The 18,149-nt window shown below is 65.0% G+C and carries 19 protein-coding genes and 1 tRNA gene; 12 read left to right on the forward strand and 8 right to left on the reverse strand.

The window, feature by feature from the left end; all coding sequences use genetic code 11:
- Positions 1-7: 7 nt before the first annotated feature.
- From XH98_RS39515 to XH98_RS39535, 5 genes are all read right to left on the reverse strand, one after another.
- Complete coding sequence (locus XH98_RS39515; protein ID WP_271621800.1) at positions 8-937, reverse strand: glycine reductase; 930 nt, start codon at positions 935-937, stop codon at positions 8-10.
- 82 nt (positions 938-1,019) lie between these two features.
- On the reverse strand, positions 1,020-1,601 hold the full coding sequence (locus XH98_RS39520) for a GDP-mannose pyrophosphatase (protein ID WP_271621801.1): 582 nt from the start codon (positions 1,599-1,601) through the stop codon (positions 1,020-1,022).
- A 9-nt stretch (positions 1,602-1,610) separates the two neighbouring features.
- Positions 1,611-2,042: a GNAT family acetyltransferase gene (locus XH98_RS39525; RefSeq protein WP_271621802.1), complete on the reverse strand. Its 432-nt coding sequence runs from the start codon at positions 2,040-2,042 to the stop codon at positions 1,611-1,613.
- A 2-nt stretch (positions 2,043-2,044) separates the two neighbouring features.
- Positions 2,045-3,472, reverse strand: coding sequence for an FAD-binding oxidoreductase (locus XH98_RS39530; protein ID WP_271597135.1), 1,428 nt, complete (start codon positions 3,470-3,472; stop codon positions 2,045-2,047).
- A gap of 22 nt (positions 3,473-3,494) precedes the next feature.
- Positions 3,495-4,481, reverse strand: coding sequence for an L-threonylcarbamoyladenylate synthase (locus XH98_RS39535; protein ID WP_271621803.1), 987 nt, complete (start codon positions 4,479-4,481; stop codon positions 3,495-3,497).
- A 68-nt stretch (positions 4,482-4,549) separates the two neighbouring features.
- On the opposite strand from XH98_RS39535, the gene XH98_RS39540 reads away from it, so the two are divergent.
- From XH98_RS39540 to XH98_RS39555, 4 genes are all read left to right on the forward strand, one after another.
- A tRNA-Pro gene (locus XH98_RS39540) sits at positions 4,550-4,626 on the forward strand.
- Positions 4,627-4,868: 242 nt separating this feature from the next.
- Entirely contained in the window at positions 4,869-6,656 is a 1,788-nt protein-coding gene (locus XH98_RS39545; RefSeq protein ID WP_271621804.1) for a sensor histidine kinase, read from the forward strand.
- On the forward strand, positions 6,653-8,011 hold the full coding sequence (locus tag XH98_RS39550) for a sigma-54-dependent transcriptional regulator (RefSeq protein ID WP_271621805.1): 1,359 nt from the start codon (positions 6,653-6,655) through the stop codon (positions 8,009-8,011). The genes XH98_RS39545 and XH98_RS39550 overlap by 4 nt, the downstream gene beginning before the upstream one ends.
- A 243-nt stretch (positions 8,012-8,254) precedes the next feature.
- Complete coding sequence (locus tag XH98_RS39555; protein ID WP_271621952.1) at positions 8,255-9,568, forward strand: MFS transporter; 1,314 nt, start codon at positions 8,255-8,257, stop codon at positions 9,566-9,568.
- Between the two features lie 32 nt (positions 9,569-9,600).
- Here the strand turns inward: XH98_RS39555 and XH98_RS39560 are convergent, their stop codons facing one another.
- Entirely contained in the window at positions 9,601-9,927 is a 327-nt protein-coding gene (locus XH98_RS39560) for a hypothetical protein (protein ID WP_271597139.1), read from the reverse strand.
- 212 nt (positions 9,928-10,139) lie between these two features.
- Complete coding sequence (locus XH98_RS39565; RefSeq protein ID WP_220000572.1) at positions 10,140-10,364, reverse strand: hypothetical protein; 225 nt, start codon at positions 10,362-10,364, stop codon at positions 10,140-10,142.
- A 270-nt stretch (positions 10,365-10,634) separates the two neighbouring features.
- Here XH98_RS39565 and XH98_RS39570 point away from each other — a divergent pair, with 270 nt between their 5' ends.
- From XH98_RS39570 to XH98_RS39600, 7 genes are all read left to right on the forward strand, one after another.
- Positions 10,635-11,594: an N-carbamoyl-D-amino-acid hydrolase gene (locus tag XH98_RS39570; protein WP_271621806.1), complete on the forward strand. Its 960-nt coding sequence runs from the start codon at positions 10,635-10,637 to the stop codon at positions 11,592-11,594.
- Between the two features lie 274 nt (positions 11,595-11,868).
- The gene (locus tag XH98_RS39575; protein ID WP_271597141.1) at positions 11,869-12,423 is read left to right on the forward strand and encodes a TetR/AcrR family transcriptional regulator; all 555 of its coding nucleotides are present in this window, start codon (positions 11,869-11,871) and stop codon (positions 12,421-12,423) included.
- 67 nt (positions 12,424-12,490) lie between these two features.
- Positions 12,491-13,684 carry an MFS transporter gene (locus XH98_RS39580; protein WP_271597142.1) on the forward strand — a complete coding sequence of 398 codons (1,194 nt, stop codon included), beginning with the start codon at positions 12,491-12,493 and terminating at the stop codon, positions 13,682-13,684.
- Positions 13,685-13,825: 141 nt separating this feature from the next.
- A complete protein-coding gene (locus XH98_RS39585) occupies positions 13,826-14,245 on the forward strand; it encodes a DUF4118 domain-containing protein (RefSeq protein WP_271597143.1) in 420 nt (139 codons plus the stop codon).
- A gap of 134 nt (positions 14,246-14,379) precedes the next feature.
- Positions 14,380-14,577 carry a hypothetical protein gene (locus tag XH98_RS39590; RefSeq protein WP_220000877.1) on the forward strand — a complete coding sequence of 66 codons (198 nt, stop codon included), beginning with the start codon at positions 14,380-14,382 and terminating at the stop codon, positions 14,575-14,577.
- Between the two features lie 293 nt (positions 14,578-14,870).
- Positions 14,871-15,011 carry a hypothetical protein gene (locus XH98_RS39595; RefSeq protein ID WP_271621807.1) on the forward strand — a complete coding sequence of 47 codons (141 nt, stop codon included), beginning with the start codon at positions 14,871-14,873 and terminating at the stop codon, positions 15,009-15,011.
- 177 nt (positions 15,012-15,188) lie between these two features.
- Positions 15,189-15,401, forward strand: a complete 213-nt coding sequence (locus tag XH98_RS39600; RefSeq protein WP_057753734.1) for a hypothetical protein — start codon at positions 15,189-15,191, stop codon at positions 15,399-15,401.
- Positions 15,402-15,533: 132 nt separating this feature from the next.
- On the opposite strand, the gene XH98_RS39605 is transcribed toward XH98_RS39600, so the two are convergent.
- A complete protein-coding gene (locus XH98_RS39605; RefSeq protein WP_271597144.1) occupies positions 15,534-16,367 on the reverse strand; it encodes a universal stress protein in 834 nt (277 codons plus the stop codon).
- Positions 16,368-16,579: 212 nt separating this feature from the next.
- On the opposite strand from XH98_RS39605, the gene XH98_RS39610 reads away from it, so the two are divergent.
- Positions 16,580-18,127 (forward strand): Do family serine endopeptidase, encoded by a 1,548-nt coding sequence (locus XH98_RS39610; RefSeq protein WP_271621808.1) that lies wholly within the window; start codon positions 16,580-16,582, stop codon positions 18,125-18,127.
- Positions 18,128-18,149: the final 22 nt, after the last annotated feature.

Raw genomic sequence — 18,149 nt, forward strand, 5'->3', positions numbered from 1 at the left:
GAAGACGTCAGGCGGCGCGGTTGCCGCGCGCGATCTCCTTCTGCTTGTCGAATTCGGCGCGGCGGCGCGCCAGCTCCTCCGGCGACAGCTGCGCGACGTTGTTGTAGTCGAGCTTCCAGGAGGCGTCCTCGCTCCAGCGCAGCGGCGACTGCATCGTGGTCTGCGGCCCGCTCGCGGTCTCCAGCAGCGTGAGCGCCAGCTCCAGCGTCTGTGCCTGCGAGGCGATGTCATGCGGCTTGCCGGCGGAGTTGCCGAGCGGGAAGTCGCTGAACAGAAAGCGCGGCACGGCCGCGTGCTCGATGATGTCCTTGGCACAGCCCATGATCACGGTCGCAATGCCATTGGCCTCGAGATGCCGCGCCACCAGCGCGGTGGTCTGGTGGCAGACCGGGCAGTTCGGCACCAGCACCGCGACGTCGACCGCATCAGTGAGGCAGCGCGCCAGGATCTCCGGCGCGTCGGTGTCGAGCGTGACGCGATGGCTGCGATTGGTCGGCGCGCCGAAAAAGCGCGGGCTCACCTCGCCGATGCGGCCGGCGGCTTTCGCCTTCAACAGTTGCGGCAGTGGAAACCAGGTGCCGTTATCTGTCGCCGTGGTGTGCTTGCGGTCGTAGCCGATATGGGAGATGCGCAGGTCGTGCTGCTTCGACGTGTCACCGTCATAGACCTGGTAAAACTTCGCGCTGCCATTGTACGCCGCGCCGGGCCCCTGGTCGCCTTTGCCGGGATCATAGGGCGCCGCCGTGGTGATGATGGTGACGCGAGACTGCGCCAGCGGCTTCTTCAGCTTCTGGAACGGCGCTGTGGTGTAATGCGCCCAGCGATATGGCGTGGCGTAGCCGATCGCGCTGTAATAATCCCGCGTCCGCTGCATATAGGGGACCGGGGAATCGTAATCGGGCGCAAAGCCGAATTCATCGTCGCGCGGAGCGGACATGGGCGCGTCTCCTGGTTCTTGGTTAGCGCCAGACTAGAGGTAGTTTTCGGGTTGCTCAAGCGGGGCGAGGTGAATAGCGCACCTACCGAAAAATATGCAGTGCCGCGTATTGCAGCAGCATGATCGCCTTGCCGTCGATGATCCTGCCGTCCGCGATCATCGCCAGGGCCTCATCGATGCCGAGCTCCAGCACCTCGATGTCCTCGCCCTCATGCTCGAGGCCGCCGCCGTCGCTGACCCGCATATGCGGCTCGTACTCGGCGACGAAGAAATGCAGCTTCTCGGTGATGGCACCAGGGCTCATGAAGGCTTCAAACACCTTGTGCACATGGTGCAGGCGATAGCCGGTTTCTTCCTCGGCCTCGGCGCGGATGCGGGCTTCGGGCTCGGCATTGTCGAGCACGCCGGCGGCCGCTTCGATCAGCAGATCGTCGTAACCGCGGATGAAGGCCGGCAGGCGGAACTGCTTCACCAGGATCACGCTGCGCTGGGCGCGATTATACGGCAGGATGGCGGCGGCGTTGTCGCGCTCATAGGTCTCGCGCTTCTGTGTCTGCCATTCGCCATTGGCGCGCCGGTAGTCGAACGTGGTGCTCTTCAGCGTGGTCCAGCCGTCCGAGAGCACGCGGACGTCCTTGATGCGGACGCGGTCGGAAATGGTCATGATTGTCTTTCAGTGTTCGCGGCCGTCGAGCCACTTCTGGAACATCACGGAGGTCGATTCCTCAAAACGGAGCGACTGGTAGAAGGCATTGGCCTGCGCATTCTCGCGGCGGACCAGGAGCTGGAGCTTTGCGATGCCGGACGCGCGCAACCAGTCCTCGGCCGCCGTCATGATGGCGCGGCCATAGCCGCGCTTGCGGCCATCGGGGTCGACCGCGACGTAATAGACCCAGCCGCGATGGCCGTCATGGCCGACCATGACGGTCGCCACGATCGCGTCGGCATCGCGGCCAACGAGCACCGTCGAGTTTTCTCGCCGCCGCGCCAGCGCGATATCGGCGTGCGGATCGTTCCAGGGGCGCGTCAGGCCGCAGCGCTGCCACAGCGCCACCACCTGCTCGACTTCGGTATCGTCGATCGGATCGATCTTGAGAGCGGACATGCCTACAGCACCTTCCCCGGATTCATGATTCCCAGCGGATCGAGCATCGCCTTGATCGACCTCATCAGCTCGATCGCGGTCTTGTCTTTCACCTCGGGCAGCTCGTCACGCTTGAGCACGCCGATGCCGTGCTCGGCCGAGATCGAGCCGCCCATGCGCAGCACGATCTCGAACACCACGGCGTTCATCTCATGCCAGCGGGCGAGAAAGTCAGCGGTGTTGGCGCCGATGGGCTCGCTGACATTGTAATGCAGATTGCCGTCGCCGAGATGGCCGAACGGCACCGGCCGCGCGCCGGGGATCAGCTTGATCACCGCGGCATTGGCTTCCTCGATGAAATCAGGCACCGCGGCGACGGGAACGGAGATGTCGTGCTTGATCGAGCCGCCCTCCGGTTTTTGTGCCGCCGACATCTCCTCGCGCAGTTTCCAGAAGGCGTTGCGTTGGGTCAGGTTGGCCGCGATCACGGCGTCGTCGACGATCTCCTCTTCCATGGCGCGGCCAAGAATCGTCTCCAGCGGCGTGCGGGCGTCGTCGCTGGCTGTGGACAATTCCATCAGCACGTACCAGGGGTGCTTCTCTGCGAGCGGATCGCGCACGTCGATGCCGTGGCGGACCGAGAAATCGACCGCCATCTCCGACAGCAGCTCAAAGCTCGTCAGCGCATTCGCGGCCTCGCTCTGCGCGATGGTCAAAAGCTTGAGCGCGGCCGCCGGCGATTTCAGCCCCACATAGGCGGTCTCGATCGCCCGCGGCTTCGGAAACAGTTTGAGCGTCGCCGCGGTGATGATGCCGAGCGTGCCTTCCGCGCCGATGAAGAGATTGTGCAGATTGTAGCCGGTATTGTCCTTCTTCAGCTTCGACAGCACGTTGAGCACGCGCCCGTCGGCGAGCACGACCTCAAGCCCCAGCGCCATCTCGCGCGCGACGCCATAGGCGAGCGCGGCGGTACCGCCGGCATTGGTCGAGAGGTTGCCGCCGATGGTGCAGCTGCCTTCCGCGCCCAGCGACAGCGGAAACAGGCGGTCGACGTCGGCGGCCTTCGCTTGCGCGATCTGCAAGATCACGCCGGCCTCACATGTCATGGTGTTGGAGGCGGTGTCGACCTCGCGGATCTTGTCCAGCCGCCGCAGCGACACCACGACCTCGCCGTTGTGCGGCGTCTGCCCGCCGACCAGCCCGGTATTGCCGCCCTGCGGCACCAGCGCGATTCTGTGCTCGGAGGCGAGCTTGCAGATCGCGGACACTTCCGCCGTCGAGCCCGGGCGCAGCACCAGCGGCGAGCGGCCGTGGAAGAGGTTGCGCTCCTCGGTGACGTAGGCCTCGATATCACTGGGATCGGTGATGGCATGACGATCGCCGACGATCTTGCGAAATTGGTCGACCAGCTCGGGCGCGAGCGGCGGGGTGGCGGATTGATTGATATTCATGGTCTCGTCTCTTCTTCCACACTTACCGCGCAACTGCCGCGCGCCGCAGCCGGTCATTGATCGCTTCGCCCAGGCCTTCTTCCGGAATCGTCATCACGGCAATCGCCTTGGGTGCCTTCGCATCGAGGCTGCGAAGATAGCCGAACAGATTGGCCGCGGCTTCATCGAGATCAGCAGTGGACGACAAATTCATGATGGCGGCAGCGGCGTCCTGGCCGGGCAGGCGCGCAGGGCCAAATGCCAGCAGCGCCTCGCCGGGCGCAATGTCCTGTGCGTGAAGCCGCACGGTCGCGCGCGGCGCGTAATGCGAGGCCAGCATGCCCGGCGCCAGCGGCTGGCTGTCGTCGTCGGCCTCGACAGGCGGCCGCGTCAGCGGCGCACCGAGCACGGCCTCGATCCTCTCGCGCGAGAGTCCACCGGGGCGGAGCAGCATCGGCGCCTCAAAGCAGCCAACAATCGTCGATTCGACGCCGACCGCAACAGGTCCGCCGTCGATGATCAGGTCGATCCGTCCCGCAAGATCGCTCTCGACATGGGCCGCCAGCGTCGGCGAGACGTGGCCGGAGATATTTGCGGACGGTGCCACCACCGCCCCGCCAAAGGCGCGCAGGATCGCCTCCGCTACGGGGTGCGCGGGAATGCGGATCGCGACGGTGTCGAGGCCGGCGGTGGCCAGATCGGCAACGGGGCAGTGCTCCGTCTTCGGCACCACCAGCGTCAGCGGTCCCGGCCAGAACGCCTCCGCAAGCCTGATCGCGCGCGCATCGAACCGGCCGATCCGCCGTGCCGCCGCGAGGTCGGGGACATGGGCGATCAACGGATTGAACGCCGGCCGGCCCTTGGCGCTGTAGATGTGAGCGACCGCTGTGGCATTGGCGGCGTCGGCGCCGAGCCCATAGACCGTCTCGGTCGGAAACGCGACCAGCCCGCCGGCGGCGAGGGTCCGGGCGGCGGCTTGTGCACCGGCCTCGCCGGCCGGCAAAATCAGCGTTTCAAGACCCGTTTTCACAGGGACAAAATTCCTCTTATCGGCCGCTTGCGGTGCGCCAAACCCGACGCTATAAGCCGGCCTCTTGTCGGAGTGTGGCTCAGCCCGGTAGAGCACTGCGTTCGGGACGCAGGGGTCGCAGGTTCGAATCCTGCCACTCCGACCATTCTTCCAAAAGTTGGCGTTTTCCAAAGGCTTGGCGGACCGGCCGCCAGCGCCTCCAGGGCCCTTTTTGCAACGATTTTGAAGGCGGGTCCACGACCGATTTGCCCTTCGCAGGCTGACCTGTTCCGCGGGCATGGCTAATGGCTCGGCCGACGTCGCGTCCCCCGAGCGGCCGGCCGGACGTTCCGCCAACGCCGTCGGCGATGTGGTACCTAGCGATATCGCCTCGATCCGGAGCCTCGATTGCAACCTCCTCGTCCAGCCCCGCTGCGGCACGCGCTGATCGCAGCATTTGCGCTCGCGGCGATCGCGGCGGCGGGCTGGCTGGCTTACGTGCTGGCGCTCGATGCCGGCTTTGCGCGGATGCAGCGGGAGGGCAATGACCGGCTCGCGCTGATCGCCAGCACTTTCGATGCGACCGTCGCGCGCTATCGCTACCTGCCGGCGGTGTTGGCGCTCGCCGATCCCATTCGCGAGCTCTACCGCGATCCGCAGGATGCAGCGGCGATCGCTGCCGCCAATCACTACCTGAAATCCCTCAACCAGGGTGCGCGATCCGCGGAGCTGTACGTGCTCGACAGCACCGGCGTTGCGCTGGCGGCGAGCAATTTCGATCAGGAGTCGAGTTTCGTCGGATATAATTACGCGTTCCGTCCCTATTTCGTCGATGCCATGCGCTCCGGCGAAGGCCATTATTACGCCGTTGGTGCCACGACAGGGCAGCCCGGCTATTTCCTGTCGCATCGGATCACGGAGGGCGGCAAAACCCTCGGCGTCGCCGTGGTCAAGATCGATCTCTCTGCGCTCGAGGCCGATTGGGCGCGGGCGGGCGATCTCGTGGCGATGGAAGACGAGAACGGCGTGGTCTTTCTCGCCAGCCGCGCGGACTGGAAGTATCGCCCTCTGCTGCCGGTTCCCGCCGGACGCCTCGCAGAGCTGAATGCCGTGCAGCAATTCGGCCAGGCCATCGACGCCGCGGCGATCTTCGTGCCCAAGAGCAGCCGCCGGGGCATCGAGATCGGTCACGCGCGCGGCCGCGGCAATACCGAGCTCGGGGAGTACGCGCTTCAGATCCGCCCGCTCGATCAGGGCTGGAAGCTGCTGTTGTTCTCCGACGTCGTGGATGCACGGCGCAACGCGGCGACCGTCGCGATCGCCGGAATGTTCGCTCTCATCGCCTTGCTGCTGGTGGTGCTGGTGGCCTATCAGCGGCGTCAGGTCGTCAGGGCCAAGCTCGAGGCGCATGACGTTCTCGAGCGTCGGGTGGCCGAGCGTACGGAAGAGCTGCGCCGGACCCTCGAGAGCCTGGTCCAGAGCGCCAAGCTCGCCAGCCTCGGTCAGGCACTGGCCGGCGTCGCGCACGAGATCAACCAACCGCTGGCCGCGCTGATCACCTATGTCGCCAGCAGCCGCGTCCTGCTCCGCCGCAACGAAGTCGATCGCGCGGCTGAGAACCTCGACCTGATGTCGTCGATCGCCGAGCGCATGATGGCGCTGATCGACCACTTACGGATGTTCGCGCGCAAGGAAACCGGCTCGCGCAGCGCCGTCGCGCTCGCGCCCGTCATCGACGACGCGGTCCGCCTGCTGCAATACCGCATCGAACACGAGCATATCGAGGTGGTGCGCATCGCGCCCGCCGAGCCGCTTTACAGCTTTGCCAATCCGATTCGGCTCGAGCAAGTCGTGGTCAATCTGTTGTCGAATGCAATCGATGCGATGCGCGAGTCCGAGCGGCGCTTGCTTAAGGTGGCGCTCGGCAGCGAAGCCGCCAACGCCGTGATCGAGGTCACCGACACCGGGGCCGGCATCGCGGCCGAACACGTCAAATCGCTGTTCGATCCGTTCTTCACCACCAAGGAGGTTGGCGAGGGACTTGGCCTCGGGCTTTCGATCTCGTACGGAATCGTCAGGGAGTCCGGGGGCGACATCTTGGTGGACAGCGTGCCGGGCAGGGGGTCGACTTTCAGGGTCGTCATTCCGCTGATGGATGTCGCGCCGGCCTCGCAACATCGGGAATTGCAGGCATGAGTGGCACCGTGCTCGTCGTCGACGACGAGGAGATCGTCCGCAATTCGGTGCGGCAATGGCTGGAGCTCGGCGGCTTCACGGTTCGCGCTGCCGCCGGCGCCGACGAGGCCATGCGCTTGGTGAAAGACGTTCCGCCCGACGCCGTCCTGACCGATTTTCGCATGCCGCAACGATCCGGGCTCGACTTGATGCGCGACATTCACCGCGTCGATCCCGACATTCCCGTGGTGCTCCTGACTGCGCATGGCGACGTGCCGCTGGCGGTGGCCGCCATGCGCGAGGGCGCCTACGATCTCCTGCAGAAGCCTCACGACCCCGAGCTGCTGTCGGCGGTCATCGCCCGTGCGGTCGAGCGGCGGCAACTCAAATTGCAGCTCCGCCAGCTGTCCGATCGGCTGGCCGCGCCCGGCGCGATCGATGCGCGCCTGATCGGCCTGTCGCGGCCGATGGAAGCGGTGCGGGCCAGCGTGCTCGAGCTCGCCGGTCACGATCGCGACGTCATCGTCACCGGCGAGACCGGCACCGGCAAGGAGGTGGTGGCACGGGCCCTGCACGATTTCGGAGCGCGCGCGAAGCGGCCGTTCGTCGCCGTGAACTGCGCCGCGATTCCGGCCGAGCTGTTCGAAAGCGAATTGTTCGGTCACGAGGCCGGGGCCTTCACCGGTGCGCGTGGCGCCCGCGTCGGAAAATTCGAGCACGCCAATGGCGGCACGCTGTTGCTCGACGAGATCGAGAGCATGCCGCTGCCGTTCCAGGCCAAGATCCTGCGCGCGCTCCAGGAGCGCACCATCGAGCGGGTCGGCTCCAACAAGCTGCTGCCGGTCGATGTTCGCGTCGTCGCGGCGGCCAAGGGCGATCTTGCCTCCGAGAGCCGTCAGGGACGTTTCCGCTCCGATCTCTATTTCCGCCTTGCCGCGGCGGAGATTCACCTGCCGCCGCTGCGCGAGCGCGGCAACGACATCCTGCTGCTGTTCGAGCATTTTGCCGCTGCGGCCGCCAAGGGCGCCGGCCGCACCATGGCGCCGCTGCGGGCGGACGATCTCGATGCGCTGCTCGCCCATGACTGGCCCGGCAATGTGCGTGAGCTGAAGAACGTCGCCGAGCGCTATGCGCTGGGACTCGCGGCGACCGGCCGCAGCGTTGCCGAGATACTGCGGCGGGGCGAGCCGGGAGCGCCGCAGCGGACGCTCGCCGATCGCGTCGCGTCCTATGAACGCGCGCTGATCGAGGCCGCCTTGCGCGAGCACGATTGGTCGATTGCGGCCGTCACCGCGGAGCTTGGCGTGCCGCGCCGGACGCTGAACGAGAAGATGGCGAAATACGCGCTGGCGCGGCCCGGCCGCAAGGAGCCCTGAGTCGGTAACGCCATCGGCGGAAATCCGCCGATGGCGGCTGTCGCATCGGCGGATTCCTGCCGATGCTCGTGCCCCGCGAGGTCGTCCTCCCCGGGAAATGTAGGCAATTCCCGCAGTTTTCCGCATTTCCGCATGTCACTCACGATTGGCATGGCCGTTGCTGAAGCAGCGACGAAGCCATCCGGTTTTCCAATAAATCTGCGGAGGAATGTCGTGAGTTCACAGGAAGCCTCGATCCAGACCATGGGTGCGCCCGTCACGGAGACGCGCGCGAAGGCCGCTGACATGAAGCGCCGGCTGCGCGCGATCTTCATCGGCTCGGTCGGCAATCTCGTCGAGTGGTACGATTTCTATGCCTATGCGGCGTTCTCGCTCTATTTCGCCAAGGCGTTCTTCCCCGATGGCGACGAGGTGGTGCAGCAGCTCAATGCGGCGCTGCTGTTCGCGGCGGGCTTTCTGGTGCGCCCGCTCGGCGGCTGGCTGTTCGGCCATCTCGCCGACCGCCATGGCCGGCGCAATGCACTGACGCTGTCGGTCGTGATGATGTGCTTCGGCTCGCTGGTCATCGCGGTGACGCCGACCTACGCTTCGATTGGTCTTGCCGCTCCCGTCGTCCTCGGCCTTGCACGGATCCTGCAAGGGCTGAGTCTGGGCGGCGAATACGGTACCAGCGCCACCTATCTCAGCGAGGTCGCCGACGAGAAGAACCGCGGCTTCTACTCCAGCTTTCAATACGTGACCCTGATCGGCGGCCAGCTCTGCGCCATCCTCGTGCTGCTTCTGCTGCAGAAGGTCTTTCTCTCGACCGACGAGATCCGTGCCTGGGGCTGGCGTGTGCCGTTTGCATTCGGCGCCGTGCTGGCGGTCGTCGCCGCCTTGATGCGGAGCAACCTTCACGAGACCGATGCCTTCAAGAGCAGCCGGGTCACCGTGAAGAAATCCGGCTCGATCCGCGCGCTGCTGAACTATCCGCGCGAGCTGATGCTGGTGGTGGGGCTGACGATGGGCGGCACTGCGGCATTCTACACCTACACCACCTATATGCAGAAGTTTCTCCGCCTCTCGGTGAAGCTGACCGACGACCAGACCACCATGGTGACGGCGGGCAGCCTCGTCTTCGCGATGGTGTTGCAACCGGTCTATGGTGCGATCTCCGACCGCATCGGTCGCAAATGGCTGCTGATCGGCTTCGGCGTATCAGGCACGCTGTTCACGATTCCCCTGTTGACGACGCTGCAGGCGGTTCACGATGGGTTTTCGGCCTTCCTGCTGATCGCCGCCGCCTGGATGATCGTGTCGGGCTATACCGCGATCAACGCGGTGGTGAAGGCCGAGCTGTTTCCGACCAGCGTCCGCGCGACGGGGGTTGGGGTGCCCTATGCGCTCACCGTCTCGATCTTCGGCGGCACCGCCGAATCCATTGCGCTGTGGTTCAAGTCCATCGGTCACGAAAGCTGGTTCTACTGGTACCTGACCGGCTGCATCGCGGTGTCGCTGCTGGTCTACCTGACCATGCGGGACACCAGGACGGAGTCGGCGATGGACCGTCACGAATAGGCCGGGGCACTATACCGGCGGTGGGGACGGTCTCACCGCCGCGCCACCAGCATGCCCAGCAGAAATGCCACCATCAGTGATGGCAGCGGGGCCTCGCGCACCATGCCGCGGACGATGTCGGACCAGTGCTGCTCGGGGACGAGTCCTGGCGACCTGATCCGGGCCGTCGGCGCGATGCCCCATTGTGACGCGAGCTCGGCGATCTCGCTTGAGGCCAGACGCACGCCGTCGCGCACGCGGAAGATCGCGGCCTCCGCGCGCTCGCGCGGCGCGAGCAGCATCACGGTTGCGACCGCCGTGCGCAGCGTCATCTCGCCAAAACCTTGCAGCCTCACCGACTCCTCAGGTTCGGACGTCATGCAAAAATCCTCACAGCGCGAAGTGGTGCGCGATGGTGAAGGCCGCCGTCGCGCACAGCACCAGCGTGGAAACCGCGCCGGCCACGCCACGCGCGAAATGGGCTCGCGTCAGATGCCTGGACATGATTTTGCTCCATGCTTCACCATGCCAATGGCGGGGCGGAGCGTTGGTTCCGCGCGCTGGGCCGAATTTGTCCTGCGCGCCGGGGCGGTTACTTCCGCAGCAATTCCCGCAACGCCGCCGTCGCCTCGGCGCAGCGGATGTCGTCGATCTCCCTGGACAGGCTGAGCGCGCTCGCTTTCAGCTCTTCCACCTTCCAGCTTTCGGGATGCTGGCTCTCGAGCTGGCTGAGCCGCTTGTTCAGATCGTCCAATTTGGATTGAAGCTGCCCGATGCTGGCGGCTCCATTCACGTTCCAAACGCGTTGTGCACGCATCGTCGTTCCCCTGACTTGTCTCACGGCGTTGTGAGCAGGGTTCGTGGCCGCAATGGGCGTTTCTTTTGTCCGGTCTTAGATCGTTGGGAACCGTTGCAGATAGGCAACGAAAGTTGCTGGAATGCCTGATTGCGCCGAAATTCCTTGCGGCGTCAGATCGAACAGGCGCGGAATGTGCATGCGCCCGGGCGGATATGCCCGGCTGGATATGCGCGACCGGATATTTGCGGCGGGGCTCGGGAAAACCGGTGAGCGAATGAGGGCAAACGCGTGGTGAGATTTTTGACCGTTGCAGCCGGCCAGCTTGGTCCGATCGCGAGACGCGAGACTCGGACCGAGGTCGTGGCGCGGCTGATGGCGTTGATGCGCCAGGCCAAGGCCAATGGCTGCGATCTGATCGTCTTTCCCGAGCTCGCGCTGACCACGTTCTTTCCGCGCTGGTATTTTGAGGATCAGTCCGAGATCGACAGCTTCTTTGAACGCGAGATGCCGGGGCCGGAGACGCAAGCGCTGTTCGATCTCGCGCGCGAGAGCGGCATCGGCTTTTGTCTCGGCTATGCGGAGCTCGCGGTCGAGGCCGGTCGCGTCCATCGCTACAACACGTCGATCCTCGTCGACAAAAGCGGCGCGACGCTTGCGAAGTACCGCAAGGTGCACCTGCCCGGTCATGCAGAGCATGAGCCCTGGCGCAAGTTTCAGCATCTGGAGAAGCGCTATTTCGAGCCCGGCTCCGGCTTCGGCGTCACCACCGCCTTCGGCGGTATGATGGGAATGGCGATCTGCAACGATCGTCGCTGGAGCGAGACCTACCGGGTGATGGGCCTGCAGGGCGTCGAGATGGTGATGATCGGCTACAACACGCCGGTGCACAATCCGCCGGCGCCGGAGCACGACGATCTCTCGCTGTTCCACAATCATCTGGTGATGCAATCGGGCGCCTACCAGAACGGCACCTTCGTGGTCGGCGTCGCCAAGGCCGGCGTTGAGGAGGGCGTCGATCATATCGGCGGCAGCTGCATCATCGCGCCATCAGGCGAGATCATCGCGCGATGCACTACCAAGGGCGACGAGCTCGCGCTCGCCCGCTGCGATCTCGATCTCTGCAACTCCTACAAGCGCACCACCTTCAATTTCGATGTTCACCGCCAGCCGCGGGCATACGGGATGATCGTGGAACGGAAGGGCGTGACGACCATGGCTGACGGGACGCCGGTGACGCCGAAGGGGTGATCGCCTCTCGCCTTCGTCATTCCGGGTCGTTGCGCAGCATCGAGTCTCGTAGGGTGGGCAAAGCGAAAGCGTGCCCACCTTTCGTCTCCGCATTCGCGAAAGATGGAGGGCACGGCGCTTCGCGCCTTTGCCCACCCTACGAGGCCAGGGACCACCAATCACGACCAATTGTCTTTATTTGGAAACGATCATTCCCTATTATCCCGTAATGCAAAAGGTCGCCCGAAAATCCGAGCCATCAGCCCATCCCCCCGGTCGGCCCCGGGAGTTCGACATGGACACCGCGCTGGACGGCGCCATCAGGGTGTTTTGCGAGCGCGGTTATCATGCGACCTCGATTGGAGAGCTGACGGCGGCCATGCGGCTGGCGACCGGGAGCGTCTACAAGGCGTTTCGCGACAAGCATGCCGTCTTCCTTGCCGCCTTCGAGCGCTACGTCGCGGTACGGAGCGAGCAGACCCGCAGCGCGGCCGCGCGCGGCGCCAATGGCCGCGAGCGGGTGCGCAACGTGCTGCACTCCTATGTCGAGCACTCGCAAGGCGCAGAGGGGCGACGCGGCTGCATCGTGGTCGGCAGCGCGGTCGAGCTGTCGGCGGTCGATCCGGTGATGCGTGCGCGCGTCACGGCGCAGCTCAAGACCAACGAAAGCTTCATCGCCGGCCTCATTCGCGAGGGCCAGGCCGACGGCTCGATCCCTGATCATGTCGACGCCGACGATACCGCGCGGCTGATGATCTGCATGACGCAGGGGCTGCGCGTGGTCGGCAAGGCACGCCTGCCGCTCGACGGCGAGCGCCTGGTAGGCGTCGCGCTGAAGTTGCTTGCCTGATGTTGCCGCATTGGGAAATGAACGTTTCCTATATGGAATCGTCTATGGAAGTCCTGGAGAGTTTGGAATGACGATGAATGCCACGATCGAGACCGCGCCCGAGCCGGATGCGGTGTCACAACGACTGACCTTCGTGCTTGCCGCGGCCTGTGGCATGGTCGCCGCCAATATCTATTATGCCCAGCCGCTGATCGCCCCGATCAGCGCCGCGCTCGGGCTGTCGCATGCGGCGGCGGGCCTGATCGTGACCATGACGCAGATCGGCTATGGCACGGGCTTGCTGTTTATCGTGCCGCTTGGTGATCTCGTCGAGAACCGCACCTTGATCTGCACCGTCATCGCGCTCGGTGCGGCGGCGCTGGTGGCGGCCGGCTTTGCCACCCAGGCGCTGCCGTTCCTGATCGCGGCGCTGTTCATCGGCCTCGGCTCGGTCGCGGTGCAGATCATCATTCCCTATGCCGCTCATCTGGCGCCGGAAGCCATTCGCGGCAGGGTCGTCGGCAACGTCTCGACCGGATTGATGCTCGGCATCATGCTGGCGCGGCCGGCCTCGAGCTTCGTCACCGCGGCGCTGTCCTGGCATGCGGTGTTCTTCTGCTCGGCGGCATTGATGATCGCGCTCATCGTCGTGCTGCGCCTCACCCTGCCGCAGCGCAGGCCGGTGGCGCGGATGCATTATGGAGCGTTGCTGCTGTCGATGCCGCATCTGGTGCGGACGATGCCGCTGCTGCGGCGCCGCGCGCTCTACCAGGCGGGCCTGTTTGGCGCCTTCGCCCTGTTCTGGACGGTCGTGCCGCTCCAGCTTGCCAGCCAATTCGGCTTCACCCAGAGCGGCATCGCGCTGTTTGCGCTCGCCGGCGTGTCAGGCGTGTTCGCGGCGCCGATCGCAGGTAGGCTCGCCGATCACGGCCACAGCCGCATCGCCACGCTTGCGGCGATGCTGTTCGTCGCCCTCGGCTTCCTCGTCACGCATGTCGGCGCGGCCGGATCGATGCTCAACCTCGCCTGTTTGGTTGTCGCCGCGATCGCGATCGATTTCGGCGTGCAGGGCAATGTCGTGCTCGGCTTCCGCGCCATCTTCGTGCTCGGACACGAGCACCGCAGTCGCCTCAACGGCCTCTATATGGCGACGTTCTTCGCCGCCGGTGCGGCCGGATCCGCGGTCGGCGCCTGGGCCTTCGCGCAAGGCGGCTGGACGCTGGCCTCGGCCATTGGCCTTGCACTGCCGGTCGCGAGCCTGATCTATGCCACGACCGAGTAGCGGTACGATTGTGTGACGCAGCCAGCCGTTTACCAGCCTCGGATGACCGGGCCTGGGCGCCCAATTTGCGCCTCGCAGATTCCCTGCAGCTGTAGTACTTTGGTCGCAAGCGGCCTGGTTAAGGGCGGCGGGGGAGGCCCTATGAGGCGTGCGGGACTGGCTGGCGTACCGCGAGTACGGCCATGGTCGTGGCAGGCGTTTCTGCTCGGACTTATTGCGGTCGCGGTGTCGGCTGCGCTTCAAGCTATCTGCGTCGCGCTCGGCGCGGAACTCTATTTCGCAACGTTCCTGCCCAGCCTGTTCGTGCTCGGTCTCGTTGCCGGTGCGCCGGCGGCCATCTTCGCAGCTCTACTCACCGTTCCACTGGTCTGGTGGGCATTCATGCCGCCGGTCTTCGAGATCTCGCCGCTGACCGCTGCCGACGCCGATTCCATCAACCTGTTCTTCCTGCTTGCCGTACTCCTGATCGGTCTTGCCGATCTCTGCCGCAAGGCCATGGCCATCATCAGCCGTGGCGGGTTGAAGTCGCCGGGCGAGAGCGCGGCAACGAATTCTCAATAGAGGGTGATGCGCGATCAGGCCGTTGCGCGCGCGCAACAGTCCGGCAACCATCCATGCAGCCGGATCGCGCCGCTAACTTTTCGAAAAAGATTTGGCCGCAATTTCTCCCGCGGGAATACGAGGGAGTTTTCGTCATGAACGGGCACGCCATTTTCGAGAACGTGCGCCGCTATCGCGGCATCGCATCGCTGTATCGCCAGACCGCGGCGTTTCGTCCGAGCCAGCGCTGGTCGCTGTTGGAGCAGGCCAGCGAGTGGGAAGCCCGCGCGCTGTCGGAGTTGGAAGCCTATTTCGCCGCGCGGGCCGATTTCGCCACGCCGCGCGCCGCCTGATCGTTAACCATCGCCGGCACGCATGCCGGCAGGATACGTGGGCCATACGGAGTTACGGCGTCGGCCCGGCATGCTAGCCATTCGCCGACCAATTCCATCACGACGACCGGGCGCGCGATGACCACCTTCAACCGCATCTTCACCACAGAGCGTCTGCTCCAGATCATCGTCATTCTGGCGGCGACGATCGCCATGAAGCTGATGGGCTGAAGAGCGGCACCATCGCTCGCCGAAATCGGGTACTTCGGGCAGATCGTTCGGCCCCTCTGCACATTCCGGTCGTCGCCGAAGGGGTGGAGACGGAGGCGCAGCGCGCCTTCCTGGAAGGCGAAGCCTGCGAGGAAATGCAGGGCTATCTGATGGGGCGGCCGGAACCGATCGAACGCTATTTCGATTTGATCGGCGTCAATCTCGAACGCCGGCGTTACGCTTAAAAGTATGACGAATGCCGCAGTCGGTTTCGCTGACAGGAACCAATGTGCGTCTGCACATTTCTTTCGAGCCCCCAGAGGTTAATCGGGCTGGCGCACGCAGAAAATGTTTTGCACAATCGCCATCGACCTGACGCAAATCAGGGCAATAAGCCCGGTATAAATGCGAGGGAGGGTATCATGGAGAACGTACGTCGCTACCGCGCGCTGGCGTCCCTCTGTCGCCAGCAGGCTGCCTATCGGCCGCTGCAGAACTGGCAGCTGCTCGGTCAGGCCGAACATTTCGAACATCTCGCCGAGATCGCGCTGAAAGCGCATTTCGAGGCGTGCAATGCGCAGCGCGAAGACGACGCGATCGCCGCCGCGGCATGGGAGACGTCGGCTGCGGCGTGATGTCAGCCGTTTGCATCTTCGCTAAAGCGGAATGCGTTTTGATTGAATCGACATAATCCAACGCGCTCAGATCACCTCTCCCGTTGGGGAGAGGTGATGCCGGGCGCCGATCGAACCCAACGTCATCATGCTCTAATGCGACATCAGCGTAGGGACGGTCATGGCTTCCAGCATGGCGCGCGTGACGCCGCCGAGAAAGCGCTCCTGCAAGCGGGAATGGCCGTAGCCACCCATCACCAGCAGATCGAGGTTTTCGTCGGCTGCCAGCGACAGGATGGTCGGCTGGATGTCGGCGCGCGTGGCCGACAGGCTGATCGTGCGGGGCGAGAGGCCGCGCCGTCCGAGGTGCTTGGCCAGATTGTTCGCCGAGGCGTCGGGGGCGGTGTCGCCCTCGTTGATCGCAATGATCGCGATCTCCTCGGCGCGCGCGAGGAATGTAGCTGCATCGCGGAGCGCACGCGCCGCGACGCGGCTGCCGTCCCAGCAGATGCCGATCCGCTTCGCCTTGAAGGCCCCGCGAAAGGTGTATGGAAGGAACAGCACCGGACCACCGGCCTGGAACAGAATCTCGCGCGGGACCTCGTTGTCGAACGTCACCTGCTCGGGATCCGGTTGAAGCACGATGCTAAGGTCGTGCAGCCGCGCCATCTCGCCGAGTGAACCGGCTGCATCCACCGGAATCGCGCCGAGCGGGTGGCAGGTGCAGGAGATATCGGCGTTGCCCGCTTCGCTCCTGAAGACGGCAAGCGCGGCTTCGGCCCGCTCGACCGCCCGTTCGCGTTCCATCTCGAACACGGCCGCGACGGCAGCACCGCCCTCCATCACGTAGGCCGTGGTGCTTGCGACATAGCCGACCGCGACCGCATCGACATGGGCATTGAGGCTGGCTGCGAGCGAGATCGAGCCATCAATCACGGCGCGCATCGGTCGTTCGGTCGGGATGTGGACGAGAATGTCTTTGTACATGGCGGCGTCTCCGATGGACATCATCCGATGGAAGAAGTGTTTCACCGCCAGCAGGGCTCGCGTTGAGCTGCATCAAATCTGCGGCGAGGATGGTGCCCTGCGGCCGCCCGCCGCACTTTCTTTGCCAAGAATTAATCGCGTGGACGGGACGCCGTAAGGTGACGATGTCCATGTTGGGTGCAAGGCGACTAACCCAACATGGACATTTTGACATGATCGATCGCGTCAATTCCGACACCACCAGGACCCCTACAATTTTGAGGCCGCGCCGGCTCGCGCTGCTTGGCACCGTGGCCGCGCTGGGCGTGGCCGTGCTGGCGGCTTCTCCCGTTTCAACGCCGTTCGGCGTGTCCTCCCTGATTTCGCCTGCGCAGGCCGCTGAAAGCGCCGCAACGCCGCAGGGCTTCGGCGACCTCGTCAGCAAGGTCAAGCCGGCCGTCATCTCGGTGCGGGTGAAAATCGACCAGGACAACGACAAGAGCGCGATGCTGCAACAGAACCGGATGGATCAGGACGAAGAGTTCCCGTTCGACCAGTTCTCGCGGCAGTTCGGCTTCCGCGGCCCCGGCGGCATGAACGGCATGCCGCCGCAGCGGCACCAGATGGTCACCGGCGAGGGCTCCGGCTTCTTCATCTCGGCCGACGGCTATGCCGTGACCAACAACCATGTCGTCGACCACGCCCAATCCGTTCAGGTGACGATGGACGACGGCACGATCTACACCGCGAAGGTGGTCGGCACCGATCCGAAGACCGATCTCGCGCTGATCAAGGTCGACGGCAACAAGGACTTTCCGTTCGTGAAATTCTCCGACCAGAAGCCGCGGATCGGCGACTGGGTGGTCGCGGTCGGCAATCCGTTCGGCCTCGGCGGCACCGTGACGGCCGGCATCGTCTCGGCCAGCGGTCGCGACATCGGCAACGGCCCCTATGACGACTTCATCCAGATCGATGCGCCGATCAACAAGGGCAATTCCGGCGGTCCGGCCTTCGACATGAACGGCAACGTCATTGGCGTGAACACTGCGATCTACTCGCCCTCGGGCGGATCGGTCGGCATTGGCTTCGACATTCCGGCCTCGACCGCAAAGCTCGTCGTCGCGCAGCTCAAGGACAAGGGCGCCGTCACCCGCGGCTGGCTCGGCGTCCAGGTGCAGCCGGTGACCGCGGAGATCGCCGACAGCCTCGGCCTGAAGGCGGCACGCGGCGCGATCGTCGACAATCCGCAGGATGGCAGCCCGGCGGCAAAGGCCGGCATCGAGGCGGGCGACGTCATCACCGCGGTCAATGGCACCGCGATCAAGGATTCCCGCGATCTCGCCCGCACCATCGCCACCCTGGCGCCGGGTACGTCCGTGAAGCTCGACGTCGTCCACAAGGGCGACAGCAAGACGGTGACGCTCGCCCTCGGCGAGCTGCCGAACGAGCGGCTGGCCAAAGCAGGCAATCAGTCCGATGACGGCAAGACCCAGCAGACCCCCGGCACGCCGCGTCTCGGCCTCAGCCTGGCGCCATCAGGCGAAGTCCAGGGGGCCGGGCAGAAGGGCGTCGTGGTCACCGAAGTCGATCCGCAGGGACCGGCCGCGCAGCGTGGCATCCAGACCGGCGACGTCATCCTCAATGTCGGCGGCAAGGCTGTTTCCAACGTCGCGGAGGTCCGCTCCGAGCTGGCGCAGGCCAAATCATCAGGCAAGAACAGCGTGCTGTTGCAGGTGAAGAGTGCGGAGGCGACCCGGTTCGTCGCGGTGCCGCTCGCCTGATCTCGCGAGCCTGACGGCAAAT

The sequence above is a fragment of the Bradyrhizobium sp. CCBAU 51745 genome (assembly GCF_028128715.1).
Lineage (GTDB): Bacteria > Pseudomonadota > Alphaproteobacteria > Rhizobiales > Xanthobacteraceae > Bradyrhizobium > Bradyrhizobium manausense.